Origin of the sequence: Pseudoalteromonas piscicida (assembly GCF_000238315.3) — a bacterium.
GTDB classification, from domain to species: domain Bacteria; phylum Pseudomonadota; class Gammaproteobacteria; order Enterobacterales; family Alteromonadaceae; genus Pseudoalteromonas; species Pseudoalteromonas piscicida.
Map to the genome: position 1 here is coordinate 2,872,501 of NZ_CP011924.1, position 26,425 is coordinate 2,898,925.

A 26,425-nucleotide genomic window follows, 5' to 3' on the forward strand; every position below is an offset into this window, starting at 1 on the left:
AAGAAGTATGAAGTTTGCCATGAGTCCTCGCGAAAATAAACTGGCTTAGCTTGTTTGTTTTTGCTCTACTTGCTCTTTATTTAGTTCATTCAGTTTACTAAAAAAGCTACTAGCATAATCCAGAAACTCATTTAGTCTCGACTGACCTTCATTCATCCAAGCAAGCAGGTTTGGCAACTCCTTATCGGCATTGAGTCCCTTAGCTTGTTCTTGCATATCTGCTAACTGCTTATTCAGTGGCATAAATGCCTTCTCTAACTCCTTCATTGGATTGCCTTGCTGATATTGAGCAATCGCAGCTGACGTTTTACTTTGTCTTAGATCCATCGTGAAATTAGTGATCTGATCAGAGTTTAAGCTAAGCGACTTTGCTAAATCGAACGCTTCATCGTATTCACCACCGAAAAAGGAATCACTGACATTGCGGATATCTTCCATCATATCGTTAATTGCCTGCTGCTCCTCTTCGTTCAACTCACCATTAACCTTAATTGAGAAACTGACTTCGTGAGAGGACTTAGTGCCATATGCCATGCCATAGTCATTACCTTTTTGCGCAACACTCGCAGCGGCCCCCTGAGCATACGCATCGGAGAATGAAATAACGACTTCATCTCCTTCAGCTGTTGTAAATGCATATTCAGCCTGATTAGAGAGGCTCGCAAACTGTGCGGCACTGATCGCTAATGCCTTTGGCGACTTTTCTTCAAACAATTCTTTTTCAAAATCATCTAAACCTTTAAAAATCCCTTCTCGTGACTTTTCAATACCATCTTCGATGTCGGAATTGAAAGCGCCCATGCCTTTTAACTCTTCGCTGGCTTCATCAATCCCCTGTAGCACGCCCTTACGTGCCCCATCGAGCATGGATTTCAATTCGTCATCATTTTTGCCGTCGACTTTGGCTTTCTTCACTGCACCCTGAACAAAATCGAGTACATTTTTGACAATAGATTCAAAATCAAATAGTGGCTTGTCTTTTTTATCTTGTGTCGGCTTCTCAATCCCCAACGCTTCTGCAAGCTTATCATCAAGAATTTTAGCCGCTAGCTTAGATTTATTCCCCGCATAGCTGTCTGAATTAATTTGGATATTTGGTCCTATCCCTTTGCTCTTTCCAGGCTTATGCTGCATCGCTGGATTGAGCAACTGATTTAATTGCCCGATTTTCATGGTATGCCCTCCAATATATTAGTTAGATTATCGGCATATTTGCGCAAAGCTAAAGTATAATGATTAAAAAAACAGCAAACCAGACGCATCAGTGATGCTAGACTGGACAAATTAGCAACGCTCCCTAAAATAGCGCCTCTTAATTCAACATAGATGGTTTTAGCATGGCAGTAATAAAAATTGATGATTCAGCATACGAGCAACAGTTAGCAGATAAAGCTGAGCGTATCACAACACAATTTGCACAGTTTGATGCACCTGCACTTGAAGTGTATGAATCTGCAACTCGCCATTACCGTCAGCGCTGTGAATTTAGAGTATGGCATGAGGGTGAAGATCTGTTTCATATCATGTTTGACCAGCAAACAAAAGAAAAGATCCGTGTTGATAGCTTTGATCCTGGTGCGCCGCTTGTCAATGAAATGATGCAGGTGATGATACATCAGCTGAAAGGCAACGAAATATTGCGTCGTAAACTGTTTCAGATCGACTATCTCACTACGCTGAGCGGTGAAGTACTGATCAGCTTGCTTTATCACAAGCAGTTAGATGAAGCGTGGCAAACTGCCATGCAGACATTAAGAACCGAGTTGCAGCAAACCTATAAAGTTGATTTTATCGGTCGTGCTAGAAAACAAAAGGTTGTGTTTGGCAACGACTATGTAACTGAAAAACTAAGCGTTAACGGTAAAGAATATATTTATCAGCAGGTTGAGAACAGCTTTACGCAACCGAATGCGGAAGTGAATCAGAAAATGCTAGCTTGGGCGCAGTCCATTAGTGAACCGCTAAGCAACGATCTACTTGAGCTTTATTGTGGTAACGGTAACTTTTCAATTGCACTGGCTGGTTCATTCAATAAAGTGCTGGCTACTGAGATCTCTAAATCATCAGTAAAGTCTGCACAATTTAATATTGCAGCAAACAAAGTCGATAACTTAGATATTATTCGTATGTCGAGTGAAGAGTTTACACAAGCCATGAAAGGGCAGAAGTTTTCTCGATTAGATGGTATTGATTTACAGTCCTATGATTGCCAAACGATTCTTGTCGACCCGCCTCGTGCTGGTATGGATGAATTGACCTGTCGCTTAGTTAGCAACTACGACAACATTATTTATATATCATGCAATCCAGACACGTTAGAGCGTGATTTAGCCTTGTTATGTGAAACACATAAAATCGCACGTATGGCGATTTTCGATCAGTTCCCCTATACCCATCATATTGAATCTGGCGTTTACTTAGTGCGAAAGTGATCTCTAACGATTACGACTGGCTGCCATCGCTTTGATAAGTGCTGGCAGTTGAGTTTCGCTAAAGACTTGAATACCGGATTGCTGCAATAAAGACGCCGTCAGCCCCTGCCCTACTATTTTTTTACCTGTATGACTACCATCGTAAATCAGATTGCTACCGCAAGACGGACTGGACTCTTTTAACAACGCAAACTTTATATCGTGCTGAAGACAAGCCGCTAGCGCTTTTTTAGCACCGAGTTCAAACGCAGAGGTAAAATCATCCCCTTGTTTACTCAAAACTTTACCATCTACTATTTCAGCCGATGGACGAGGTGTTGGTAAACCACCTGATACTTCAGGGCATAGCGGTAAGACCCAATTTTTTTGCCGCCAATACTGTAAGGTATTGTCTTGAAGGCTTTGTGAAGAGGCGTCATACCTCACCGGATAACCTAATAAACAACTAGAAACTAAAATCTTAAACATAAAAAAGCCCCGCAACAATTGCAGGGCTAGTCTAATACAAATTAGGTTTTATTTCTTTGCTAAATAATTCACCAAAGCAGCAATTTGCTCAGGCTTAGTCGTACCAGACTCACGAAGCAATAGCTTGTATTTACCGTTTACCACGAACATTGGTACCCCTGTTAGCGCGCCTTTATCAGAAAGGGTCTTCTGCATACGCTGCATTTTTGATGTTTTGGTACGAACGGAGAAACTAGCATAAAGTTTATCAAATTTCTCTTCTTCAACACCTTGCGCAATAAAGATATCTTTTGCATCAGCAAGTTCATTGATTTTTGCACGCTTGCCATGAATGTGATTAAACATGGCTGCAATTATCTTGTCTTTTTGAGGTAGCACTTCTGCAGTTGCAAGTGCTTGCGCCAACACCTGTTGGATCTCAGGCTCTCTTGGACCAACAAAATCTATGTGACTCTTTTTAAACTTAACGCCCTCATCTAGCTTTGGTTTAACGTCAACGATTAAATTTTCCATTGCGTTACAGGCTGGATAATAAAAAGAAAAATACTCCATTACCTCAGGCTTTTTCGTGCCACGCTCGGCAATAACTTCATAATGTACACCTTCTTCAAATGGCGCAGCCTGAGCAAGAAGAGGAAGCATTAGTGCAACCGCTAAGCCTTTTAATACTTTCAACATACTAACTTTCTCCAGTCCTTATTTTTTTAATAGATATGCGATCAATTCATCAAGCTGCTCTTGGCTCTTGATACCTTTCATTTCGATTCTGTATTTGTCGTTTACGATAAAAGTTGGAACGCCTGTAAGCGCCCCCGCTTCAGAAAACTTTTCTTGTGCTTTAAGCATGTTATTTTCAGCACTCACTACTGGCATGCTCGTTACAGCCTGATCAAACTTTTCAGCAGAAATCCCATTTAACTCCATTAGCGTTTTCAAATCTTTAATGTCTAACAGTTTGTTTCTTTCAACATGAATAGCATTAAAAATCTTCTCAGCAATCACATCCGCTTTGCCTGCTTGATCAGCAATAATATAGGCATAGCTTAGGTTGCTCTGCGTTTCTGTAGGAACGCCTCGCAGGAAGTTCACATGGCTTTTTTCAAAGTACGCCCCATCAGGTAAATTCTTTTCAATCGCTTTAGCAATTGGCTCAAAGCGGAAACAGTGCGGACAGTAAAAGGAGAAAAACTCGGTAACTTTCTCTGATTCACTCTGTTCGGTTGTTAAGGTTGTGTAGTGCTCACCTTCGGTAAAGTCTGAAGCCATCGCAGCAATGGGCAAAAGTAATGCAATAAGTGCGATTTTTAATTTTTTTAGCATGTTACTCTCTCTAATTTTAAGGAAATAGGCTCAAACTTGGTTCATCTAATGCAGCAAATTGCTCTTTTAACGCTAAGATCTGTTGTTCCCAGTATTTGTCTGTCGCAAACCAAGAAAAGTTCCGTTCGAATGCAGGATCCTGCCAGCGCTGTGCCAACCAAGCCATATAATTCACCATTCTCATGGCACGTAGCGGCTCAATTAACGCAAGCTCTTTTGAATCAAACGGCATAAATTCTTCGTAACCCATAAGTAGGGTATCTAACTGTACCAATTGCTCGTTGCGGTCGCCATTTAACATCATCCACAAGTCCTGTATTGCAGGGCCTTGCTGACAATCGTCAAGATCCACCAACATCAATTGATCTCTAGACCACAATAAATTTCCAGCATGACAATCCCCATGAAGCCGAAGTGTTTTGGCAACTTGATACTTTGAGGTTGCTTTGTTAATAACTTGCTCAAGAATAGTAACAAATGGAGTATGTAGATGACTAGGCACTAACTGGCTTTTTAGCAGTGTTTGTTGCGCATCAACCAAAAAACGCTGGGTATTGAGCTGTGGTCTATGCTCGAATGCTCGCTCAGCCGACAGACAATGCAAGCGCCCTAGGTAACGGCCTAAAATTTCTAAATGGTCTAGATTATCGAGCTCGAACTGGCGTCCACCAACGCTTGGAAACAACGTATAGCGATAACCTTCATAAAAATGCAGACTACGTCCAGTAATAAGTAAAGGCGCTACAACAGGCACTTCAGCTTCCTTCGCTGCCAATGCAAATTCATGCTCTTCTAGAATTTGTTCATCCGTCCAACGCGCTGGGCGGTAAAACTTCACCACATAACGCTTGCCGTCCTCAGCACCAAATTGATAAACACGGTTTTCATAGCTGTTTAAGGCCAATAATCCCGTTGTCGGATATATCTCAAGTGCCTCAATCGCATCTAAAATAAGATCCGGTGTCAACGCGTTAAAACTAAAATCGTTCATAATGTTTATAAAAAAGCGAGGTTTTATACCTCGCTTTTACCTTACTCTATTATCTTCCTTTGAAGAAATTGGTCGGCTGCGCCAACCGCTCTTCAGGATCGTCTTGGTTAATAAGCACAAACTCAAATTCAGTGACTGGCTTTTTCAAATCATATGGATCAATCACAACAGAGAGTGGCACATCTAATGTCGTGCCTGCAGCTAAGTGCACCTCTTGCTTACCGATCACTTGATAATTACTTAGACCTGTTATTGCAATAGAAAATTTCTGCTCAACTTGCGCTTTGTTTATCACTTTCAAGGTATAGGTATTTTCTACCAATCCCTCAATATTGACACGATAAAGCTGATTTCTATCCCGAATAATATCAAGATCCATCGGCTTACGCATCGCAATGTTCGCAACTAATGCACCCGTGATAACGACCAGAATCATTAAATAACCGATTAATTTACCACGTACTGGTTTGGTCTTTTCGCTGGATGATTCTAAATTGCGCTCTGTAGTGTAAGCAATCAATCCGCGCGGGTAGTTCATCTTATCCATAACACCATCGCAGGCATCAATACACGCACCACAGTTGATGCATTCATATTGCAAACCATTACGAATATCGATACCGGTAGGACACACCTGAACACACAGATTACAATCAATACAATCTCCTAGACCTAGTGCTTTTGGATCTTGCTTGCGTCCTCGAGGACCTCGACTTTCACCTCGTTCGCTATCATAGGCGACGGTAAATGTATCCTTATCAAACATGGCTGATTGGAAGCGAGAGTAAGGACAGATATGTAAACACATAATTTCCCTCATCCAGCCAGCATTACCATAGGTACAAATGGTAAACACAATAATGCTAATGACGGAATAAAAGCCTGCAGAAAAAGTGAGTAAATCAGGGATCAAGGAGCGGATTGGGGTAAAGTAACCAACAAAAGTAATTGCGGTATACAGTGAAAAGAGTATCCAGCTACCGTGTTTTGCCGTTTTTCGCCAAAACTTGTCAAAATCCATCGGTCTCTGATCTAATTTTTTCCGTTGGTTTGCTGTTCCTTCAAATTTTTCTTCAAACCAAATAAAAATAAACGTCCAAACGGTTTGCGGGCAGGTGTAGCCGCACCATACCCGGCCATAGAAGGTAGTCACCAAGAACAGAGCAAATGCCGCTATCATCAGAATAAAAGCAAAGATAGTCAGATCTTGTGGCCATAGTGTCATACCAAAAATATTAAACTTCTGCTCAAAAATATCGAACAACACCGCTTGATGGCCGTGAAAGTTTAACCAAGGTAAAGCCATAAATGCCAACATGCCAATAAAGCCGATACGCCTTCTTAGCAGTTGATGTAGGCCAGACACCGCCCGGACATATATGCGATTACGAGGATTAAAACGATCGGGCGTAGAGCTATTGAGCGATTTCCCTTCAGTGCCACCTATTGGCTTTTGAATTTTTACTTCAGACGGTATGTTTTTAACCTTGATTCTTTCGTTCTCCATGGAAGCTCCTTAGTGCTTTGGAACGAGATGCACTTGCTACAGTGACCTTTAAAAATACAGGCTAAACTATTGCAATGTGCCCCATGACATAGTTTAGCGCTTACTATTATACGCTTTGAAACTCTATGATTAATAGTAAGTTGAGCTAAAACCCACCATAAATGATGAGAGACTTGTTGCGACCTGACAGACAAGTTTATTACACTAGGAACAAGATTTTTGTTAGCTAGATCAAATCAGCGTCAGATTATGAAAAAATTCTTAGTATTAGCCATTATAGTCGTTGCTCTGTTTACTGTGGATCATCCATTGATTAAAGAGCCAAGAGATAGATTACTCGGTCAAGGCGTTGAAGTGCTAAGCGAGTCCAGCAAAGTACAACGCAGTACGGCCGCAAGAATCGCCAGAGCCAACGTCGTAAAAGCAATTACCATGACAGATGACGAAAAGCGCTATATTGATGAAGCCCTTGCAACAGATGAAAAAGTAAGGCTTTTCCACCTCAAGTATTGTAAAGAAAACGACTATAACTTGTATTTTTACGGCCCCGATCTTGTCAAAATCTGTGAAATTGCAGAGCAAGCCATTCATGAAGCAAAGGGATTATAATGGACTTTAGTCAATTAAATAAAAAGTCGGCAAAATCCTTTAACGATCAAAAAGCACTCATCAAAAAGCTTAGTCAGGGTCGTGTTGTCAATTGCCCAAGCTGTCAGCAACCCATTGCACTCAGTTTAAGCCAATCGACATCAAATAGAGCTGTGGCACAATGCAAACAGGGTTGCACATTTATCGAGTTAGATCTCGCGTAAAGCATTTTTGATTATTCAAATAGTCCGCTATTCACTGCGGCAACTTCGACTAACTCAGCATAGGAAGCAGCAAACTCGTCAGCCAATTGCGCTTGAGTTAGTTGAAACTCGGTCAGTGACTGTCCTACTTTGTCACAGTAAATCGTTAACTGTTGCTCACCAAGTGCAAAAAGCCCCAGTTGTTCTGTGCTCACTTGCAAAGCTTGTTTAATATCGTCGGCGAGCGGACTGGACATCAATTGCTCGTAAAAGGGCGTCGCCGCCATTAAAAACCCTTCGGCCCAATTAATTTTTTGCTCAAGTGGTGTTTCACCATTCCAAGGCAATTGAAACTCAGTTTCATATACCTGTTCAGAAATCTTATGATGTAAAGCCATCAATGCAAATGCAATACTCTCATCTAGTTCGGGATCTGCGTTGGTTAAAGTCTTAAGCCACTTATCTACCTCGATACCGTTTGGGTCTATACAGGTAGCAAATAGATATCCTTGTAAAAAAGCAATATCAATAGAAAGTTTGCGCGCAGAAAAGTAGTTTTCTAAATTCAGCTGATCAGCTGCAGTAAAAGAGAAGTCGTGCATAGTGTTGCCTTGAACTTAGGCGCCGTCTCAGCGCCTACAAAAATGCTTTTATATTAATAACTAACCTGAGATTAGATTAATACCAATTGGTCTTAATACTTGTTCAATTTGAAGGAGCAAATCTTACGCTAACTGCGTTAAAAATTTCTCATTTAGAACAACTAAATAGCAAAATTTTCGCCTTGCCTACATGGATGTAGGTACCTTGGCGATAGCAGGACGCGGTAGCGGTGTTATCGACAAGATTTTCTCGCCTCAAAATAGGTCACTTAATTAAGCAAATTGGTATAACTAAAGTCTGATATGACAGAAGTATATTATAAATTTACTGGGTAACGACCTTCGCCATCCGGTCTACCCAAAAACTTAACAGCATCGTGTACTTCTTTTGGTAGACTTGCATCTGGCTTGACATTACCAGACACGCGAAACTGGAAATTGGCAGCTAGTGTCGCATCAGCCTGTAAGCCCAGACGATTTTCAGGGTCAACAACCACGGCAATATCTCCTGATTTACAATCGAGCTGACCACTAAGGTCGCCGATACTAAACCAACCATTCATGCCTTTAACATCAATATTTGGACTACTTATCTCACCATTTAGTCCTTCGCAGTACGGTGCACCACTTTGGTACTCCTTCACATTGACAATAACGCGCCCTTTGGCATCAACCGGCAATGGCAGAGTTACTTGGTCCATAGCCTGCTCAACACTGAAACGAAGTGAGGCATTATTTACCGTCACGGATTTACTTACTAAATTCGATGAGAAATTAGCTTTTCCTGAGATCTCATTTTTATCTCTCGCATTACCAAACTGTACATTGCCTGCCAACTCACCGAGTAGTAATGACGACGGTTCAAGCTCCCACTTAACCTGATTCAATTGAATGTTATTAAATCTCACACCGCTCACTTGACCATGCCAAACAGAACCATTTACTGCACCTAGCTGCAAATTAGCTGGCAATTGGCCTTTAAAAACTTGCAGCAACACCGCTGCAGGCATAGTAAAAGCACTAAAAATAATAAATGCGAGTAAAAATATAATGAGTAGAGATAGTGTTTTTTTCATAATTATTTCTCTAAAACCAAGCGACTAACACGCACAAAGCCAGGTAAATTCCCTTGTGTAAGGTCTAGGTTTTCTACTTTTACTCCATGCTTATTTGTCAGTTCATCTATCCAAGCAACAAGTTTATTAAATTCCACATCATCGATGGTTAAACGCAAGCTTTCGCCACTAGGTTGCATTTTGCTGATATCAATTTGAAAGCGGCCACGGGTGTTATTGACTATCTGGCTGATATTGCCGCCGCTAATCACCTGTGCGGGACTGCTAGATTTCAGCTTACTCACGCTTTGACCAACCCAATTTACGAGTTCGTGGTTACGTTTTAGCTTAGCTTCGGCATCGCTGACAGCCTGATTCAAAGGTTTGAATATACCCATTACTAGAACAAAAACGACAAAAATAACGCCAGCAACAATCAACAGTTTTTGTTCTTGCTCTTTTAAACCACGCCAATAGTTTACTACTTGCTGCTTCATGCTGCACCTCGAATGCGAATTTCACCCACCACAAAGTCACCATCATTGTTCAGGGCGCCCTGTTCAACACTTACACCGCGTTGCTCTAAAATTGCTTTGACCTGACCAAATACCTGAAACTCTTTTGCGCGCGCTCTAATTCTGAGTTCATTCCTACGTTTGTCATAACGCAGCGTTTCAGGAGCGAAAGCATCGACCTCTTCATAAATCGCCACAAAGTGATTAGTTAATTCGAGCAAACCGCCCTGCTCCGTGCCAGATAACGCATCAAGCTCATTTTGGATCTGTTTTTTCAATAAGTGCGGACGTACTACTTTATTTGGAAATGCCTGTTGATACATAGCGACCGCTTGGGTTTCTAGCTGATTAGCTTGATGACTTATCACATACAGCTGAGTGCCTTTAATTGCGATAAAACTCACTACTGCCACACTCGCCGCTATTAGTCCACTGCGCCAGTCACGCCACCACTGCGGCTGCTTTTTCTTCGCAGCGAACCGACCTTGACGCAAATTAAAATCAATGTTTGATAGCGATTTCGCGAAGATGGCTAAAGGTAAATCGTAATCTTGTTGTTGCGCTGTAAGCGTTATCGTTTCTGAGAAATCGATTGCCGGGCTAAAATGCGCCAGCTGCTTAACACCCGCAATGGTGAGGTACTCATTGACCCAGCTAAGTTCAGCAGTGCCAACTTGCCAAGCATTGTGTTTGAATAGCCATTGCTGACCTAACTGCACGGCACTAGTCATCTCTTCATGAAGCGGCAAACATAGAGCATCCGGTAGCGCTTTACTTACACTGATCCCTGCATCATCGAAAGCACTAAACCAGCTTTGTAGCCAACTGCTATCACAAATCGCAACATCTATAGTATGTGTGTCGGCTTTCATGCCCGGTTTACCAATCGCGATAAATAGCGCATCGATGTCGGTCGCAACATGTTCCTCAAGCATAAACGGTAAGGCTTGCTCTAGTTTCCTATTCCATTTTGCTGGTAATTCTAGCGTGCGTAACTGTACCGCAGTCGCTGGTAGTAACAATACAACCGGTCTCGTTTGCGCTTTTTCGGCAAGGCTACCAAGCTGTTCACTCCCTTCTAGTTCACCACTGGCAATAATTTGTTGTTGTTCTGTTGACCACACTAACCAGTGTATTGTCGCCTGGTGTGACTGATCCACACGGATCAATAATTGTTCTGTCACTCTACGCCTCCAAATTTACGAGCAAGCACGTACGCTTTACCATCTTTTGTTTCTATAATTGATGTGAGAGAAAAGCGTCGCTCATCAAACACAGCTGTTGCTCGCAACTGAAAATAATTGCTGTTAATCGTAAAAGTTTTGGAAGTCTTATTAGGGTCTTTGACCCCTTGATTCGCGACTTCCGTGTAAAATTCATTAATATCAGTAAAACCTTTTTTTGATCTTGCAGAAATAATAGCTTCAGCACCTGACTTCGATAAACCAGGTATAAGCGCACTGAGTAAAAGCGCTTGTTCTGGCAATATCGTATTGACGTTTACCGCGAGCTCCTCACTTCCAGGGATCACGCAAACATAAGGCTTAATCTTTTCCATCACCAGCGGGTTAAAGCCCTTAATCACGCGTAACTCACTAACAGACGCCATCAAATTATTAGCCGTTAAATAAGGAGTCTGATTAGACATATACTCGTCTTCTTCTGCCCCTGAGCGATAAGTAATGCTATCTTCATCAAGCCAATCGTAGACACTATCAGCAAGGGCTTCCTCGCTCTCGTTACTCGGCAAATCCTCAATATTCTTCAAAAGTTCCAATAGCGCTGCATGGGCTGGGTTTGTATTCTTTCCACCAATCTGCTGACCACCTTGGTTATTTCCATTTGTTTGTGACTTTGCTCTCAAGGCATTCAGGTTTAGGCATGCCTGTAAGTCTGTAACTTTGCCGCTCAACGTACCATGATCAACAGGGTAAGGCACTTCTTCACGAGCCCAAGGCTGGTCTAGATTAACGGTATCAGGATCATCTTTTTTTGCTTGTATCAACGCTCTTTTGACTAATTCCTCAGCACCATAGCTATACCACTTGGCTTGTTGCTGAGTTTGAATATTCGAGGCCTTTTGTACCTGCACCATTAAACTACTCGCCATTTCAGCGGCAATTGTCGCTGCCAATGCAACGATGAAAAGTACGATGACGAGTGCTGCACCTTGCTGCTTCATGGCTGTTGCCCCTTATCATCAGCGACACCACTGCCTGGCGTTAAAAATAAACGGCTTATTGGATCCGAGTCTTTTCTTTGCAACGTCACTTTAACCGCTTTAGGTAACGATTTAGACTTCCAATCAGCTTGCCATTTTAGTTTGTCATCCAAAAATTCAAACTTTAACTCTTCTACATCTTCCAAGATGACCTGCGCGCGGGGCTCTGTTCCATCAAGCTGGTCAACATATACTCGATAAATACGCTCAAGCTTGTCATCGATAACCCGATAGCCCACGGCCTGCAGTTCAGAACGTGGCAATAAACTAATAGGGTTAGTCCAACCATCACGAACAAAAGCGATACCATCATATTGGCTCTCAAGCTCATACCGGCCATGGATGATATAAGTTGGGCTAAAATCCCCTGCTTCATTTCTGACTTCTCGCTTAGTGATCTGATTAAAATCCTGATCCATCAAGCGGAAAGTCGTTTGTAGACCTTCAATTTCGGCAATTTTTTCCGCTGAAGCCGCTTGGGCCTTCAACGTTGAATCTAAAATTTGATGAGTCGCTGTCACCACTACCGCTAAAATAGCCAGTGCTAACAATACTTCTATTAGCGTGAAACCACGCTGAGGTGTATGCACTGTCACTACTTACTCCGGTACATAAAAGTGGTGATGTCATACACTGAGTTTTTGAGTTCAGGCTCGCGGAAAACGTGCACGGTGAGCTTTACAAAGCTAGGATCTGCCGTTTGTTGGATATGCTGTTGCCAATACCAAGTGACCCCGGCCATTTCCTCTTCGCCTTTGTTACCATTCTTCCCATGCCAGTCATCGCCTTGCGCGCGCAAAAATACCAAGCGATTTTCTGCCACCCACGACGCATAGGTCTGCTCTTCAAGCGAGCTGATATGATTTATATGTTCGCTTGTTGCTTGCATTGCAGCAATACCAGCGACAGCACAAATACTTAGCGCAACCATGACTTCAAGTAAGGTAAAGCCTAAGCTTTTTTTAGCGCTCATTCTTCAGGTTCCCGCTTCAGCCCCACTGGCGCCATAAATTCGCCTTCGACAAAAAATATTGGCTCCTGCAGCTCTTTATTTTCCACACTTAATCTAAATGCGCTGACTTCACCGGAAGATAAAATAAGTACTTGCGGGATCTTGAGCTTTTTAAGCTCAAGTAAATTGTCGTCGTCACCGCCACTCATCAATTCTCGCCAATTTGCTTGCTCAAGTAAGTTATCTTGAGACCACGGCAGATCTTCTAAGATCAATTCCACTTTGTACTGCTCTGGCAGTTCAATTGGTTTGTAGATATCGTCCGCTTCGAAAGTTCGCCACTTCTCACCGTCAAAAACCAAAAACTCAATCACACCTTTATCTAGGTGAAAACCAAGCTCAACCTGATTTAGTACTGCAAATTCTGACGCAAGATTAATCGTCCCCTGCACACGCATATCCATGGTTTCGAGCTCTTCCTCATCACTATCACTGACGGTATAAGTAATGAGATTTACTGAAAAAGCAATGATCACCAAGACAATAAGGACTTCAAGTAAACTGAAGCCCTTTACCTTAGCTAATGCCGGTTTATGCAGAGGTGCTAACATAGATTAACGTTCGTCTTCCGTATCCCAGTTACCGATATCATCATCAGTTCCAACTTCGCCATCCGGACCCATTGAAAAGATATCGATTTGGCTCATTTCACCTGGGCTGACTAATTGGTAAGGATTGCCCCATGGATCTTCTGGAAGCTTAGAAATAAAGCCACCTTCAGGGAAACGTTTTGGTACCGGGTCAATATTGGTTTGCGTTACCAACGCTTCCAAGCCTTGCTCTGTGGTTGGGTAACGTTTGTTTTTTAACTTGTACATCTTCATTGCGTCTTCAATTTGACGAATATCTAGACGTGCCTTTTCTTTTGCAGCTTCTTCTTGTTGACCCATCACGTTAGGTGCAACGATAGATAAGATCATACCGATGATAACAAGTACCACCATCACTTCTAGTAGTGAGAAACCTGATTGTTTTTTCACAATGTTTACCTCAATGCTGTTATTGATGACCATGCAAAAACATGCGATGGCCTTTCCTTTTTGACTACAATCCTACGGCTTTGTTCATCGCCATAATCGGCTGAAGAATCGCCATAACTATAAACAGTACAATAATTGCCATCGTCGCTATCATCGCAGGTTCTAGCAACTTCAGCGAGACATTTACCATACTTTCAAATTCTCTTTCTTGGTTATTCGCTGCACGCTCAAGCATCTGTTCTAATTCACCCGACTTTTCACCGCTGGCAATCATGTGCAGCATCATAGGTGGGAACATTTTGGTCTGTTGCAACGACGCTCTAAGGCTTGCACCTTCACTCACCCGAGTCGCCGCTTCTGCAACGGAGGCTTTGATTTTTTCGTTCTCTAGTACTTGGCCTGAGATTTTCATACCCTCAAGTAGCGGAACAGAACTCGATGAGAGAATACTTAAGGTACGCGCAAATCGTGCAGTATTCACACTGCGAGTTACCTTTCCAAGACCCGGTAAACTCAGCAGCTTGCTATCGTACCAAAAGCGGATCTTAGGTTTTTGTAATGCTTTTTTAATCGCGTAGGTGCCAATGACAACCACTGCCAACGTAATCATCCAGTAGTTTTGTACAAAATTACTGGCAGCCATAACCCACTCAGTTGTCCAAGGCAGTGCTTGCTTGGATTTCTCAAAGGTCTTCAAGATCTTTGGTACTACCGTCCCCAATAGAATGGAAACAATCGCGATAGCAAAGATGACCAAAATAATGGGATACACCATCGCTTGCGTAATTTGGCTACGCATATGTTGACGCTGCTCAGTGTAATCGGCCAAGCGATTTAGTACTTCATCTAAGTGCCCTGACTTTTCTCCAGCAGCAACCATTGAGCGGTACAAGTGATCAAATACGTGAGGAAACTCCGACATACCATCTGCCAGTGTGTAACCTTCAACGACTTTTGATCTTACCGCCATCAGCATACGCTTTAATCTTGGCTTTTCACATTGCTCAGCTACAGCCATCACCGCAGCTTCAACAGGTAAAGAAGATTGGATCAAGGTCGCCAACTGGCGCGTGATCAAGGCAAGGTCTGATACCGAGGGACGGTAGCCTTTAAAAAGCGTAAAACCACCACTACTTTGGTTTTTATCTTTCTCAGCAGCAGGCAAAACCTCAAGTGGCATCATGGCTTTTTCTCTCAGCATTTGCCTAACTTGCTTCGCCGTATCCGCCTCTAAGATTCCTTTCTTCTCTTTGCCTTTACCATCTAAGGCGCGGTATTCAAACGCTGCCATTAGCCTTCCTCACGCGTTACACGCATTACTTCTTCTAAGGTTGTTTGACCAGCAAGTACTCGCGAACAGCCATCTTGTCGGATGCTTGGCGTACGCTTACGAATATACTTCTCTACCGCTTGCTCACCTTTACCGTTATGAATAAGTTCACGGATAGGCTCATCAACGATGAGAAGCTCATGAATACCCGTACGACCTTTGTAACCATTGAAGTTACACTCTTCACAGCCGACTGCACGGAAGATTTGCGTGCCACTGTCTTTGGCCACCCCCAGCAGTTCACATTCTCGTTCATCCGCTAAATGCGCTTCTTTACAGTTAGGGCAAAGCGTTCTTACCAATCGCTGTGACAGCACGCCTAGCAGTGATGAACTCAAAAGAAACGGCTCAACCCCCATGTCTTCCATACGCGTGATAGCACCGGCGGCCGTATTCGTGTGTAGTGTGGATAGTACCAAGTGGCCGGTCAAAGATGCTTGAACACCAATTTGCGCGGTTTCTAAATCTCGGATCTCACCAACCATCACCACATCGGGATCTTGACGTAGGATCGCACGTAAACCTCGAGCGAATGTCATATCCACTTTTGGATTTACTTGTGTTTGGCCAATGCCTGGGATCTCATATTCAATCGGATCTTCAACCGTTAAAATATTACGATCCCTAGAATTGATTTGTGTCATGCCGGCGTACAAGGTCGTACTCTTACCTGAACCCGTTGGACCGGTAACCAGTATAATACCGTGCGGTTTAGCAATTATCTCTGCAAACGCGTCGCGGTTTGCTTGGGTCATGCCCAAATCTTCAAGATCTAATCGCGCATTATTTTTGTCTAGTAGACGCAGCACCACGCGCTCACCAAAGCTTGATGGCATCGTCGATACACGCACATCCACGGCTCGCCCCGCAATCCGCAGACTAATACGGCCATCTTGCGGTACACGTTTTTCTGCGATGTCGAGCTTAGCCATTACTTTGATACGAGACACTAATAATGAAGACAACTTACGATTTGGCTTCAATACTTCTTTCAGTACGCCATCAACCCTAAAGCGAATAACCAGTTCTTGTTCAAAGGTTTCGATATGAATATCCGACGCACCTTCTTTTATCGCTTCACTCAACATGGCGTTAATGAGCTTGATGATAGGCGCATCATCATCCGCAGCAAGCAGATCTTCTGTTTGTGGCAATTCTTCAGCAAGCGAGAACAAGTCCATCTCGTTGCCGATGTCTTCCATCATCTGTTGTGTTTCTGAGCTGTCTCTTTGATAAGACGCTTCAAGCATATGCTCAAAGCGGTCTTCATCTAACGCCTCTAGACGTAATGTTTTGCCTGCAACACGGCGTACTTCCATCAGCGTTTCAAGATCAAGTGTGCCTTTGTGAAAAAGCTTAGCCTGATCGCCATCAGGGCTGAGTAACACCCCTTTTCGACGTGCAAATGAAAATGGTAAACGCAATGAAATCGTCGGTACGACAGGCATTTCAGCTACTTCGCCTACTATTGGCTCAGCGCTTTGTAGCTGCGCTGCCATCTCTTCAGCTTCAGCTCCTAAATCTGGCGTGACTTTTTCATCAATCATTTTCACGCTCTTTTCTGTTTTGTTCTTTCAAGAACTCTTCATACGTCGGTGGCAAAGTAAGCTTGTCGTCCCACTTAGGAAGGATTGGCGTATCTTCAAATGGCATTAACTCGATACCATCTTCTCTTTGTTTATGCTGCTCACCACGGATAAAGTTATATTTTGAATGGCTAATCTCGTTCATACTGCGGCTATCACGTACAATAGTCGGACGGATAAAGACGAGTAAGTTACGCTTTTCCTTCTTAGTCCCTGTTGATCTAAATAGGTGACCTAACACTGGAATATCACCTAATAGTGGTACTTTAGAAACACTTTCTTGAACGGTTTCGTCAATTAAACCACCTAAGATAACCATGCCGCCATCATCAGCGATAACCGTGGTATTGATAGCACGTTTAGCCACTCGAATATCCACCGACGTTGCACCTTTCACGCTTGATACTTCTTGTTCTATCGTCAGTTGAACCGCTGTACCATCGTTAATCTGAGGGGTTACTTTTAATTTGATACCCACTTCTTGGCGGTCTACCGTTTGGAATGGGTTTGAGTTATTGTCGTTTGCAGTAGAACCAGTCACGATCGGTACTTCTTCACCGACGATCATTGAGGCTTCTTCGTTATCCATAGTGGTAACAGACGGTGTAGCTAGAATATTTGAGTTGGTATCCGTGGTTACCGCTTGAATGATTGCACCCCAGTCATTCTTCACAATACCTGCCGCCAGACCATTGATATTTTTCAGTAGGCCTGCCAAACCGCTATAATCTCCGCGCTCGGTAGTGGTGGTATTAGATACATCATTATCGTCTGTTCCAACGATAGTTCCTTTAATCTCTCTATCACGTGCTTGTTCAGCAGCCACAGCTAGTAAACCGATCGGAACAGTGTTGCCATCATTAAACTGCAGCATCCCGCCTTTTTCAGAGATCCATTGTAAGCCAAGGTTAATACCATCAGCTTCAGAAACCTCAACAACGATCGCTTCAACCAGTACTTGAGCTCGACGAATATCTAACTTTTTAATCACCTGAGTTAATGAGCGCATGGTATCTGGCTGCGCCGTGATCACCAGCGAGTTAGAGTCTTCGTGCGCCTCAATGCTAGTTTCATTTTTGCTACTACTGCGAGTTCTTGCTTGCTGACCTGCGGCTTGCTCTTCTTCAATCGATTTACTCACGCCTTGAAGAACCTTAACCAAATCTTCCGCTTTTGCGTAATTCAGATAGAAAACCTGAGTATTGCCTTGAGATTGTAGTTCATCATCTAAACGCTTGATGAGTTCAGCCGCGCGGCTACGGGCCTGTGATTCGCCACTAACAATGACGCTGTTGGTACGGGTATCTGACACAATTTTCGGGATAAGGAAGTCTGGTACACCACCTTTCCCTGAGTCTTGAAAAATCTTTTCAACGACTTTAACAACGTCTTCGGCAGTGGCATGCTTCAGCTTAACGATATCAACACGCTTATCGCCCGCTTGGTCAACCGTTTTGATAATATCAACAAGGCGATTAACCGAGGACGCATGTCCGGTTAGCATCATCACGTTTGCTGAATTTAGATTGGTTACGTGACCACCATCTTTTTGGTCACTGAATTGACGAATAAGTGGACCAAGCTCTTGCACGCTAACGTTCTTCACGCGCACAACGCGTGTTACCATTATGTCACCATTTCCTAGTTCTTCACCAGATACCAAAGGCACGTTCGACTTTTTACCATCAGAACTACGAACCACCTTAAGCACACCGCTATCCATTTCAATAACTGAATAACCATATACTTCAAGCACGTTTAAAAAGAACTGATAATACAGCTTTTCATCCATCAACTCATAACTGCGAACATTGATGTTACCGCGCACGTTAGGGTCTATGATGATAGTTTTATTCAGCTTATCACTAACGATATTAATGAATTCATTAATATCGGTACCTTTGAAGTTCGCGGCATATTCAACCGCAGAAACAGAAAGTGAAATACCAGCAGCAATCAAGAGCGTTGCATACTTAGCTAACCCTTTTTTGGTTTTTGTGAGGTGTAGCTTTTTACCCATTATTCTAAAACTCCAAAATTAGTAACTTTACAGGCTAAACTGCACATCCATCACCTGACCGTCTCGTTCGATCGTGATGTTCGCATCTGTGCTCGTTCTAAGTTCATTAATAGCTGACATAGCCTGTTTCATATCCGTGAGCTGAAACCCATTAATTGCGATTGCTAAATCATTCGCTTTTAGCCCCACCTGTTCGAACAATTCAGGATCCTTTCCAGGTGAGAGACGATAGCCAATAACTTCGCCGTTACGCTGTTCCGGAGCAATCTTAATATAATCAAATAATTTACCTGGATCGCTGAGCAATTCCTGGCGACGATTAGCTAATTCATTTCGAGGTGAGGTAGGTGAAGTTGTGCTGTTGACGATTTTCTTTGGCTTAGTTGGCATCGCCACAGTGCGGCTAAACTCTATGCCATCTAACATCAACGTTTCAAAACGCCCACTAACATCTAAAATCACACGATCAGGTAGTACCCGAGCAAGCTTTGCGCGAGTGCCTGTGATTGGCGCGTCAACGGAATAGGTCTCTTGACGCCCCTGAGATTCAATAATAGCAAGGCCTGCACCATCATCTTGGCTGACAGCGACGATACCAGTTAGCCTAACGTTAAGCGTTGTTTCCGGAGCATCAGAAACCACGGGCTGCGGTTTGGTATCAAGCTTAGCATTTGCCTCACCAAACAAATTTTGAGCGACAATTCCTTGGCTTGTGATACCGCTATTTGATTGACTATACAGTTGTGATGCAGGGAGCAAGGGTTGAGTTTGTGGCACAGGCCATAACAACCAAAATAATTGCGAAAAGAGAAACGCAACGTAAACAACCGACAGGACAACAATGATACGACTCAATTTTGCATGAGGCAAACCAAGCCAAAACTTCTGAAGCTGTTGTAACTGTAATTCCATATAATACTTTTCTTATTCTCTTGAACGCCCCAGTGTACCGCCTCGAAATTTTTTCAACAAGCGTGCATTTGTTAAACTTTTAATTAAATAGGTACACCGTAGGCCAATTAACTGAATCTAAACTTAACCTTGGAACATAGACACACATATTAGTTCATTTTTTAGGTAAAGTGCGATTAACTCACAAGTTTAGTGCCTGTCATCTACTTTGTTTGCATAACGAAATATGCTAAATTTGTTAGGTTAAATTTCACACTAGCAAATAGTTAACGAATTGTGACAAAACTCCAACAGGAAAACAACCAATCTGAACAGAAAGTTCGTATTGATAAGTGGTTATGGGCTGCTCGCTTCTACAAAACACGAGCGCTTGCTCGCGATATGGTCCAAGGTGGCAAAGTACATTACAACGGTCAGCGCTGTAAACCAAGTAAAACGGTTGAAGTCGGCGCAGTAGTGAAGTTGGCCCAAGGATATGAAGAGAAAGAAGTAACCATACTCAAAATCATGGAAAAGCGACAAGCGGCTCCTATTGCTCAAACTCTTTATGAAGAGTCTGAAGCAAGTATTGAAAAACGAACGCAAAACGCGTTGGCGCGCCAAAACAATAGCTTGTTTGCGCCTCGTCCTGCCACTAAGCCGGACAAGAAACAACGCCGTGAATTACTTAAATTGAAATCAAACTAGGATTTTCATTGATGCAGACTGATTTACTTCATCGTTATATTTTCGACAAGCTAGACGTACGTGGTGAGCTTGTACAAATAGAACAGACTTTTACTGACATCATTAGCGGTCACAACTACCCAGAGCCTGTGCAACAGCTATTAGGCGAGTTATTAGTTGCAACAAGTTTGCTGACCGCTACGTTAAAATTTGAAGGTGACATTGCGGTTCAGCTTCAAGGTGATGGTCCAGTAAAATATGCGGTGATCAATGGTAATCACAAACAACAGATGCGCGGCGTGGCAAGGCTGCAATCTGAGGTTTCAGGATCATCTGTACCTGAGCTAATGGGCAAAGGGTATATGGTTATCACCATTACACCAACAAAAGGCGAACGCTATCAAGGCATAGTTCCTCTTTCTAAAGAATCACTTGCCGAATGTTTAGAAGAATACTTCGAACAATCTGAGCAATTGAAAACCCGCCTATGGTTCGCAACAAGCCTAGTTAGCGATAAAGTGAAAGCTGCAGGTCTGTTTTTACAAGTACTGCCAGTCAATAAAGAAAAGTCTGTTGCCGATTTCCAACATCTTGAAGCACTAAGCGACACGATTAAAGATGAAGAGCTACTAGATTTAGACGCCAATACCGTACTAACAAGACTGTATCACGAAGACAATCCTCAACTTTTTGAACCACAAGCCATCTCGTTTGTATGTGGATGTAGCCGTGAAAAAACCGAGAATGCGCTGGCCAATGTCGGATTAGAGGCCTTGATGGAAGACTTGCAAAAACACGGCGAAGTAAATATTAGCTGTCATTACTGCTTGAAAAACTACGTTTTTAACGAGCAAGATATTAAATCGTTATTTAATTAAGTTGCGCTTTAGCCCTTAATTACAAAATGAAACCGCCATTTTTGGCGGTTTTTTTATGGCTATTGGGTGATACCGGTGTCATAAAACATACAAAAGTTATGACACCGGTATCATTGAAATTATTCAAGTTTTTTGACGTTTTTATGTAATTTTAAGCACTCTAAAGGCTCGAATATCTCAATTTCATCTGTTACTATAAATTTAGCTAAGGGCAAGAGTACCCCAGAGCTATCCCGTTCAACTCTCACTTTTTAGGTATAAACATGACTTCAAGCGCTACTCGTTTTGTCGATTTAACCGCAGCTGAACTTGTCGAACACGCTATCCGTCGTGGCGAGGGCACTTTAGCCGCAAATGGAGCTTTTGTTGCAAAAACTGGTCGTCGTACTGGACGTTCACCAAACGACCGTTTCATCGTAAAAGAATCAAGCACAGAAAATGACATCCAATGGGGTAACGTAAACCGCCCATTCGAAGGTGCTAAGTTTGATGCTTTATGGGCTCGCGTAGAAGCGCACGTTCTTGAAAATGACCACTTCGTCTCTCACTTAGAAGTCGGTGCGGATCCAGAGCACTATTTACCAGTCGTTGTAACGACTGAAACTGCTTGGCACCACATTTTCGCTAAAAACATGTTTATCGAACCTAACTCTTATAACAAAACTGATTTACCTGAATGGCAGGTGATGAACGTACCTTCTTTTGTTTGTGATCCTGAGCGTGATGGCACAAACAGCGATGGTACCGTTATCATTAACTTTGCACAGCGCAAAGTGCTTATCGCAGGTATGCATTACGCCGGTGAAATGAAGAAGTCGATGTTCTCTGTACAAAACTTCTTACTACCAGCAAAAGGTGTGCTACCTATGCACTGTAGTGCAAATGTAGGTGAAGCTGGCGACACAACGTTATTCTTTGGTCTATCAGGAACAGGTAAAACTACTCTTTCTGCGGATCCTAAGCGTTTTCTTATCGGTGATGATGAGCACGGTTGGGCGCCTGGTAGCGTATTCAACATTGAAGGCGGTTGTTATGCGAAATGTATCGACCTGTCACAAAAGAACGAGCCTGTTATTTGGGATGCAATCCGTTTTGGTACTATTTTAGAAAACGTCGTGCTAGATGAAACGCGTACTCCTGACTATACCGATTCAAGCTTAACGCAAAATACGCGTGCAGCTTACCCTCTTGAGCATGTTGAAAAGCGTAAAGTTGAAAACCGCGCGGGCGAGCCTCGTGCTGTTGTATTCTTAACTTGTGACGTGAGCGGCGTATTACCTCCAGTTTCAATCCTAAGCGAAGAAGCCGCGGCTTATCACTTCCTTAGTGGTTACACGGCGAAAGTAGGCTCAACTGAGATTGGTTCAACCTCTGATATCGAATCAACTTTCTCAACTTGTTTTGGTGCTCCTTTCTTCCCTCGTCCAGCAGGCGTGTATGCTGAGCTACTAATGAAACGCGTGCGTGAGTTTGGCGCTAAAGTTTACCTAGTAAACACAGGTTGGACTGGTGGCCCTTATGGCATTGGTAAGCGTTTTGACATTCCAACAACTCGCGCCGTGATTGATGCAATCGTAAACGATACATTAGAGGGCGTTGAGACACAGCACATTGAGGCACTAAATTTAGATGTACCAGTGGCAGTGGAAGGTGTTGATAGCAAGCTACTTAATCCAGTAAATACATGGCAAGATCAAGCTAAGTATGCTGAATATGCAGCTAAACTTGCGGCTGACTTCAAAGAAAACTTCGCTAAATACGATGTTTCTGAAGCAATCAAAGCGGCAGGTCCTCGCGGCTAATCTAAGAAAGATTCCTTTATCAAAAGCGCCCCTTGTTTGGGCGTTTTTTTGTGCCTAATTTTTACACATGAATATCTTTCAACAAACTTAGTATTAACATTTAGGTACATACATGCTTATATATTGCTGATAATTCAAACAGTACGTATAAGGAAAACCATGAAATTACAATTAAAAAAGAAACAACTAAAATCGCTGCAAGCGAAAGATCTAAACAACCAGGCGACCAGAAAAATTGCTGCCGCGGGCGCGACTTTTGGCTCTAGAGTTGATTGTGGCAGTTGGCAAATTTGTGATACTCACCCTGCGATTTGTGAGTCAATGGGACTTTGTCGTTCAGTAGATATCTGCTAATAAAGCGATTGCCAAGTCCCTCAATAGGGCGAAAATTAGCCCTATTCCGACGTATTCCAAAGCTTATTTAGCACCAACTTTTTAAAGGTTAAAACAAATTGTTTCAATGTGATTGGAATGATAGTCACAAGCGCAGTCCCCTTATCAAAGTCAGGGTTAACACTACAGTAAAGTGCAATCTCAGTTTTGCTGCTTTCTCTAAAGCGTGTAATTTCAGCCTCGCTGTAATTGGTTTTGCGTCCAACAGCCTTCAAACATCTTAGACCGTTATAGGAACTTACCAAGCCACTCGGGTTAATGGTGTCATAGAGCGTTGCTATCGCGCTATTTTGAGGCAAGTTATTTGGATAAACTTCGGCGATATTTTTTGCCATGACCCTGAACATGGCGGGACTGAGCATGGTATCTGCATATAACAGTTTTCTACGTGGGTTACGTATATAACGTTTTAATACTTCGATAAGAGAAAACCTAAAGGTACTGTTTTTCCCTCTAAAGTCAGGTAAAAAAGCAGCTGAAGCGCCAACAATGCAAACATCCTTGTTGCTATCATCAAAGGTCAATAAGCAATAGCCGACAATGTCACCGCCTGATAAAAACAACCGGAGTCTGCGCTTTGTGCTTTCGCCTTTTTCAAAGTACAGAGCAAAGTAATGCTCTACATCGACATTGGAAAAGCTTGTCGCTATCACTCGTTTCAATTGGTTTAAATACGGTGTATCTAACATTCCCTTTTGATAGCTTAAATCCCTATGCTTTATTGTGCTCAACTTGCTCGCCTACTCTTTTTGAAAATCATGCTTCCTCAAGCTTTCCCCGATAAGCTGGCAGTGATACCTCCGCGATCAGACCACCACCATCTCGATTTCGTAGTCTTACGTTACCGCCGTGTGTAGTCACGATACGTTTGATAATGGCAAGCCCTAAGCCACTCCCTTCACTCCCTCTAGCCTGATCTCCCTGTTTAAATGGTTCGAATACAGACTCCAACTCTGACTCTGGGATACCTGGCCCTCTGTCCATTACTTTTACGATAACAGCACGGTGCTTGGCGCTATACTCTGTCGTCACCTCAATATCTTGTTCAGAATAACGGATCGCATTTTCAATCATATTAGTGAATACTCGCTTTAACGCGACGGCATTCATCATCACAGCTGGTAAGTATTCCTCTGCTTGCAAGTGAATTGGTCGCTGATGCTGCTGCTCTGCATGAACGACTTCTTCAATAACCGTGTTAACGTCGTCTGCCGACATTTCCGCACCGTTGTGATGACGGAGGTATTCAATGAATTGGTCGATAATCGCATTCATGTCTTCAATATCGTCGATTATCCCCTCGCGCAGGTAGTCTTCTTCATCCGACATCATTTCAGTTGCTAGACGAATTCGGGTTAAGGGCGTACGTAAATCGTGCGACACACCAGCCATTAACAGTCGTCTATCACTTTCTAGGTCTGCGATCCCTTAGACATTTTATTAAATGCCCGAGTCACCTCAATAACTTCTGTTGACCCTTCTTCGACAAGACGTGTTGAAAAGTCCCCGACGCCTACTCGACTAGCTGCAATTTGTAGAGATTTTAGCGGTTTGTTTAGATGCCTAGCAAAAAGCCACCCCCCCTAACACACTTAAAAAACCAATACTGGAGAGGTAAAAAACTAAAAACTCCATTTTTGTTTCACTGAGTCCGCTAAGCGGTACTCTTACCCAATACCCAGGCGCTTGCGGTGCTTCGACCCAATAAACAACCGGATCTCCTTGGCTTATCCTGACTCGCGCAGAACCATTTAGTTGCTCCGACATACTACGAGACAGCAATGTATATTCTTTGGCCTGCCCCAGCCCATTTACATAGGCCTCTCTTTGCGTCATCACCTCAATACCCGTTATCTCGAAAAATTTGCGAGATAGCGTATTGTCGACTTCAACACCATCTTCCCAATCAATGAAAACCGTTTTAACCTGCTTAGCAAGCATCAGATTCACTTGTTCAAAAGTTGGTTTGAAGACATATAAGGTAACGGTAATGTAAGACACGACTTGATTTATTAATAGTAACGCGCCGACAAAGAAGACGGTTTGCCCGAATGCACTACGAGGTAACATGCTGGCTACTTCACGCCGTCAGGCACAAATACGTATCCAAGACCCCACACCGTTTGTATATAGCGAGGATTAGAGGCGTCATCTTCAATCATACGACGCAAGCGCGAAACCTGAACGTCAATGCTACGCTCAAGTGCGCTATAATCACGCCCTCTAGCAAGGTTCATTAACTTATCTCGACTAAGCGGCTCTCGAGGGTGACTCACCAGTGCTTTAAGTACCGCAAACTCACCTGAGGTAAGTGAAATCGTCGCTTCCCCATGTTGCATCTCTCGCGTCGCTAAATTAAGGGTAAAGTTACCAAAGCTCACTTCATTTTCTTCTGCAGCAGGCGCACCTGGTACTTCTTTGGCACGACGACGAAGAATGGCTTTTATTCGCGCCAACAGTTCTCTTGGGTTGAAAGGTTTTGGAATGTAATCATCCGCGCCAAGCTCAAGACCAATAATACGGTCAACTTCATCACCTTTCGCCGTCAACATGACAATTGGGATCTCATTCTCTTTTTGTCTTAAACGACGACAGATGGAAAGACCATCTTCTCCAGGAAGCATCAAGTCTAACACCATCAAGTGAAAGTTTTCGCGTTCAAGTAGTCTGTCCATTTGTTCAGAATTGGCTGCACTGCGGACGATAAATCCCTGCTCTACGAGATAACGCTCTAAAAGACTGCGCAAACGCATATCGTCGTCAACTACGAGCACTTTGGTGGTTTCATTTCCCATTTATATTTCTTCTATTTATTAATTTACTAAAGCTTGCTGATCTGCGACATTTCGTGCACAAATCATCATCCTGTTCATTTAACGCTCATGGCGATAATGGACCATGATATTATTATGCTTAAATATAATTGAATTTGGTGCTTTTCGAC

At 42.9% G+C, this 26,425-nt stretch carries 28 protein-coding genes and 1 pseudogene; 7 read left to right on the forward strand and 22 right to left on the reverse strand.

Annotated elements, in window-relative coordinates; translation table 11 throughout:
* Positions 1-45: 45 nt before the first annotated feature.
* Positions 46-1,173 (reverse strand): DUF5610 domain-containing protein, encoded by a 1,128-nt coding sequence (locus tag PPIS_RS13380; RefSeq protein ID WP_010378547.1) that lies wholly within the window; start codon positions 1,171-1,173, stop codon positions 46-48.
* A 164-nt stretch (positions 1,174-1,337) separates the two neighbouring features.
* Between PPIS_RS13380 and trmA the strand changes: the two genes are divergently transcribed.
* On the forward strand, positions 1,338-2,432 hold the full coding sequence (gene trmA, locus PPIS_RS13385) for a tRNA (uridine(54)-C5)-methyltransferase TrmA (RefSeq protein WP_010378545.1): 1,095 nt from the start codon (positions 1,338-1,340) through the stop codon (positions 2,430-2,432).
* A gap of 3 nt (positions 2,433-2,435) precedes the next feature.
* Here trmA and PPIS_RS13390 read toward each other — a convergent pair whose 3' ends face one another.
* The 5 genes from PPIS_RS13390 to ccoG are packed head-to-tail and all read right to left on the reverse strand — an operon-like array spanning position 2,436 to position 6,718.
* Positions 2,436-2,900, reverse strand: coding sequence for a 2-thiouracil desulfurase family protein (locus PPIS_RS13390; RefSeq protein WP_010378542.1), 465 nt, complete (start codon positions 2,898-2,900; stop codon positions 2,436-2,438).
* A gap of 48 nt (positions 2,901-2,948) precedes the next feature.
* Positions 2,949-3,578, reverse strand: a complete 630-nt coding sequence (locus tag PPIS_RS13395) for a thiol:disulfide interchange protein DsbA/DsbL (RefSeq protein ID WP_010378539.1) — start codon at positions 3,576-3,578, stop codon at positions 2,949-2,951.
* An 18-nt stretch (positions 3,579-3,596) separates the two neighbouring features.
* On the reverse strand, positions 3,597-4,220 hold the full coding sequence (locus tag PPIS_RS13400) for a thiol:disulfide interchange protein DsbA/DsbL (protein ID WP_010378537.1): 624 nt from the start codon (positions 4,218-4,220) through the stop codon (positions 3,597-3,599).
* Between the two features lie 16 nt (positions 4,221-4,236).
* Entirely contained in the window at positions 4,237-5,211 is a 975-nt protein-coding gene (locus tag PPIS_RS13405; protein WP_010378535.1) for a serine/threonine protein kinase, read from the reverse strand.
* Positions 5,212-5,260: 49 nt separating this feature from the next.
* The gene (ccoG, locus tag PPIS_RS13410; protein ID WP_010378532.1) at positions 5,261-6,718 is read right to left on the reverse strand and encodes a cytochrome c oxidase accessory protein CcoG; all 1,458 of its coding nucleotides are present in this window, start codon (positions 6,716-6,718) and stop codon (positions 5,261-5,263) included.
* Positions 6,719-6,967: 249 nt separating this feature from the next.
* Between ccoG and PPIS_RS13415 the strand changes: the two genes are divergently transcribed.
* Entirely contained in the window at positions 6,968-7,327 is a 360-nt protein-coding gene (locus PPIS_RS13415; protein ID WP_026001103.1) for a hypothetical protein, read from the forward strand.
* On the forward strand, positions 7,327-7,530 hold the full coding sequence (locus tag PPIS_RS13420) for a hypothetical protein (RefSeq protein ID WP_010378528.1): 204 nt from the start codon (positions 7,327-7,329) through the stop codon (positions 7,528-7,530). Before PPIS_RS13415 ends, PPIS_RS13420 begins: the two co-directional genes overlap by 1 nt.
* A gap of 11 nt (positions 7,531-7,541) precedes the next feature.
* On the opposite strand, the gene PPIS_RS13425 is transcribed toward PPIS_RS13420, so the two are convergent.
* From PPIS_RS13425 to gspC, 13 genes are all read right to left on the reverse strand, one after another.
* A complete protein-coding gene (locus PPIS_RS13425; protein ID WP_010378527.1) occupies positions 7,542-8,111 on the reverse strand; it encodes a UPF0149 family protein in 570 nt (189 codons plus the stop codon).
* Between the two features lie 317 nt (positions 8,112-8,428).
* Positions 8,429-9,187: a type II secretion system protein N gene (locus PPIS_RS13435; RefSeq protein ID WP_010378525.1), complete on the reverse strand. Its 759-nt coding sequence runs from the start codon at positions 9,185-9,187 to the stop codon at positions 8,429-8,431.
* 2 nt (positions 9,188-9,189) lie between these two features.
* Entirely contained in the window at positions 9,190-9,663 is a 474-nt protein-coding gene (gene gspM, locus PPIS_RS13440) for a type II secretion system protein GspM (protein WP_010378522.1), read from the reverse strand.
* Positions 9,660-10,865, reverse strand: coding sequence for a type II secretion system protein GspL (gene gspL, locus PPIS_RS13445; protein WP_010378519.1), 1,206 nt, complete (start codon positions 10,863-10,865; stop codon positions 9,660-9,662). The genes gspM and gspL overlap by 4 nt, the downstream gene beginning before the upstream one ends.
* Positions 10,862-11,863, reverse strand: a complete 1,002-nt coding sequence (gene gspK, locus PPIS_RS13450; RefSeq protein ID WP_010378517.1) for a type II secretion system minor pseudopilin GspK — start codon at positions 11,861-11,863, stop codon at positions 10,862-10,864. Before gspK ends, gspL begins: the two co-directional genes overlap by 4 nt.
* A complete protein-coding gene (gene gspJ, locus PPIS_RS13455) occupies positions 11,860-12,498 on the reverse strand; it encodes a type II secretion system minor pseudopilin GspJ (RefSeq protein WP_010378515.1) in 639 nt (212 codons plus the stop codon). The genes gspK and gspJ overlap by 4 nt, the downstream gene beginning before the upstream one ends.
* Positions 12,498-12,875: a type II secretion system minor pseudopilin GspI gene (gspI, locus tag PPIS_RS13460; RefSeq protein WP_010378513.1), complete on the reverse strand. Its 378-nt coding sequence runs from the start codon at positions 12,873-12,875 to the stop codon at positions 12,498-12,500. The genes gspJ and gspI overlap by 1 nt, the downstream gene beginning before the upstream one ends.
* On the reverse strand, positions 12,872-13,465 hold the full coding sequence (locus PPIS_RS13465; protein WP_010378511.1) for a type II secretion system protein: 594 nt from the start codon (positions 13,463-13,465) through the stop codon (positions 12,872-12,874). Before PPIS_RS13465 ends, gspI begins: the two co-directional genes overlap by 4 nt.
* Before the next feature lie 3 nt (positions 13,466-13,468).
* Entirely contained in the window at positions 13,469-13,894 is a 426-nt protein-coding gene (gene gspG, locus PPIS_RS13470) for a type II secretion system major pseudopilin GspG (RefSeq protein ID WP_026001105.1), read from the reverse strand.
* A gap of 64 nt (positions 13,895-13,958) precedes the next feature.
* Positions 13,959-15,185, reverse strand: coding sequence for a type II secretion system inner membrane protein GspF (gene gspF, locus PPIS_RS13475; protein WP_010378505.1), 1,227 nt, complete (start codon positions 15,183-15,185; stop codon positions 13,959-13,961).
* The gene (gene gspE / locus PPIS_RS13480) at positions 15,185-16,672 is read right to left on the reverse strand and encodes a type II secretion system ATPase GspE (RefSeq protein ID WP_171039519.1); all 1,488 of its coding nucleotides are present in this window, start codon (positions 16,670-16,672) and stop codon (positions 15,185-15,187) included. Before gspE ends, gspF begins: the two co-directional genes overlap by 1 nt.
* Before the next feature lie 91 nt (positions 16,673-16,763).
* Complete coding sequence (gene gspD / locus PPIS_RS13485; protein WP_010378499.1) at positions 16,764-18,830, reverse strand: type II secretion system secretin GspD; 2,067 nt, start codon at positions 18,828-18,830, stop codon at positions 16,764-16,766.
* 27 nt (positions 18,831-18,857) lie between these two features.
* Entirely contained in the window at positions 18,858-19,742 is an 885-nt protein-coding gene (gspC, locus tag PPIS_RS13490; protein WP_010378497.1) for a type II secretion system protein GspC, read from the reverse strand.
* 276 nt (positions 19,743-20,018) lie between these two features.
* Here gspC and hslR point away from each other — a divergent pair, with 276 nt between their 5' ends.
* From hslR to PPIS_RS13510, 4 genes are all read left to right on the forward strand, one after another.
* Complete coding sequence (hslR, locus tag PPIS_RS13495) at positions 20,019-20,429, forward strand: ribosome-associated heat shock protein Hsp15 (protein WP_010378496.1); 411 nt, start codon at positions 20,019-20,021, stop codon at positions 20,427-20,429.
* Between the two features lie 11 nt (positions 20,430-20,440).
* A complete protein-coding gene (hslO, locus tag PPIS_RS13500) occupies positions 20,441-21,286 on the forward strand; it encodes an Hsp33 family molecular chaperone HslO (RefSeq protein WP_010378493.1) in 846 nt (281 codons plus the stop codon).
* A gap of 263 nt (positions 21,287-21,549) precedes the next feature.
* A complete protein-coding gene (locus PPIS_RS13505) occupies positions 21,550-23,088 on the forward strand; it encodes a phosphoenolpyruvate carboxykinase (RefSeq protein ID WP_010378491.1) in 1,539 nt (512 codons plus the stop codon).
* A 159-nt stretch (positions 23,089-23,247) separates the two neighbouring features.
* Positions 23,248-23,442, forward strand: coding sequence for a hypothetical protein (locus PPIS_RS13510; protein WP_010378488.1), 195 nt, complete (start codon positions 23,248-23,250; stop codon positions 23,440-23,442).
* Between the two features lie 41 nt (positions 23,443-23,483).
* Here PPIS_RS13510 and PPIS_RS13515 read toward each other — a convergent pair whose 3' ends face one another.
* The 3 genes and pseudogenes from PPIS_RS13515 to ompR all read right to left on the reverse strand — a co-directional run bounded on the left by PPIS_RS13515 (position 23,484) and on the right by ompR (position 26,276).
* Positions 23,484-24,212 carry a hypothetical protein gene (locus PPIS_RS13515; protein WP_248694217.1) on the reverse strand — a complete coding sequence of 243 codons (729 nt, stop codon included), beginning with the start codon at positions 24,210-24,212 and terminating at the stop codon, positions 23,484-23,486.
* Between the two features lie 25 nt (positions 24,213-24,237).
* Positions 24,238-25,551: pseudogene (gene envZ / locus PPIS_RS13520) on the reverse strand (two-component system sensor histidine kinase EnvZ).
* 5 nt (positions 25,552-25,556) lie between these two features.
* Complete coding sequence (ompR, locus tag PPIS_RS13525) at positions 25,557-26,276, reverse strand: osmolarity response regulator transcription factor OmpR (RefSeq protein ID WP_010378483.1); 720 nt, start codon at positions 26,274-26,276, stop codon at positions 25,557-25,559.
* Positions 26,277-26,425: the final 149 nt, after the last annotated feature.

Bases quoted from the DNA above. Each gene is read 5' to 3' on its own strand.
- PPIS_RS13405 (WP_010378535.1), bottom strand. From the start codon at position 5,211: ATGAACGATTTTAGTTTTAACGCGTTGACACCGGATCTTATTTTAGAT.
- PPIS_RS13505 (WP_010378491.1), top strand. From the start codon at position 21,550: ATGACTTCAAGCGCTACTCGTTTTGTCGATTTAACCGCAGCTGAACTT.
- ccoG (WP_010378532.1), bottom strand. From the start codon at position 6,718: ATGGAGAACGAAAGAATCAAGGTTAAAAACATACCGTCTGAAGTAAAA.
- gspE (WP_171039519.1), bottom strand. From the start codon at position 16,672: ATGCCTGTCGTACCGACGATTTCATTGCGTTTACCATTTTCATTTGCA.
- PPIS_RS13400 (WP_010378537.1), bottom strand. From the start codon at position 4,220: ATGCTAAAAAAATTAAAAATCGCACTTATTGCATTACTTTTGCCCATT.
- trmA (WP_010378545.1), top strand. From the start codon at position 1,338: ATGGCAGTAATAAAAATTGATGATTCAGCATACGAGCAACAGTTAGCA.
- PPIS_RS13395 (WP_010378539.1), bottom strand. From the start codon at position 3,578: ATGTTGAAAGTATTAAAAGGCTTAGCGGTTGCACTAATGCTTCCTCTT.
- PPIS_RS13465 (WP_010378511.1), bottom strand. From the start codon at position 13,465: ATGTTAGCACCTCTGCATAAACCGGCATTAGCTAAGGTAAAGGGCTTC.
- PPIS_RS13390 (WP_010378542.1), bottom strand. From the start codon at position 2,900: ATGTTTAAGATTTTAGTTTCTAGTTGTTTATTAGGTTATCCGGTGAGG.
- gspM (WP_010378522.1), bottom strand. From the start codon at position 9,663: ATGAAGCAGCAAGTAGTAAACTATTGGCGTGGTTTAAAAGAGCAAGAA.
- PPIS_RS13380 (WP_010378547.1), bottom strand. From the start codon at position 1,173: ATGAAAATCGGGCAATTAAATCAGTTGCTCAATCCAGCGATGCAGCAT.
- PPIS_RS13415 (WP_026001103.1), top strand. From the start codon at position 6,968: ATGAAAAAATTCTTAGTATTAGCCATTATAGTCGTTGCTCTGTTTACT.
- PPIS_RS13425 (WP_010378527.1), bottom strand. From the start codon at position 8,111: ATGCACGACTTCTCTTTTACTGCAGCTGATCAGCTGAATTTAGAAAAC.
- gspK (WP_010378517.1), bottom strand. From the start codon at position 11,863: ATGAAGCAGCAAGGTGCAGCACTCGTCATCGTACTTTTCATCGTTGCA.
- gspI (WP_010378513.1), bottom strand. From the start codon at position 12,875: ATGAGCGCTAAAAAAAGCTTAGGCTTTACCTTACTTGAAGTCATGGTT.
- gspF (WP_010378505.1), bottom strand. From the start codon at position 15,185: ATGGCAGCGTTTGAATACCGCGCCTTAGATGGTAAAGGCAAAGAGAAG.
- gspC (WP_010378497.1), bottom strand. From the start codon at position 19,742: ATGGAATTACAGTTACAACAGCTTCAGAAGTTTTGGCTTGGTTTGCCT.
- ompR (WP_010378483.1), bottom strand. From the start codon at position 26,276: ATGGGAAATGAAACCACCAAAGTGCTCGTAGTTGACGACGATATGCGT.
- PPIS_RS13435 (WP_010378525.1), bottom strand. From the start codon at position 9,187: ATGAAAAAAACACTATCTCTACTCATTATATTTTTACTCGCATTTATT.
- hslO (WP_010378493.1), top strand. From the start codon at position 20,441: ATGCAGACTGATTTACTTCATCGTTATATTTTCGACAAGCTAGACGTA.
- PPIS_RS13420 (WP_010378528.1), top strand. From the start codon at position 7,327: ATGGACTTTAGTCAATTAAATAAAAAGTCGGCAAAATCCTTTAACGAT.
- PPIS_RS13510 (WP_010378488.1), top strand. From the start codon at position 23,248: ATGAAATTACAATTAAAAAAGAAACAACTAAAATCGCTGCAAGCGAAA.
- gspD (WP_010378499.1), bottom strand. From the start codon at position 18,830: ATGGGTAAAAAGCTACACCTCACAAAAACCAAAAAAGGGTTAGCTAAG.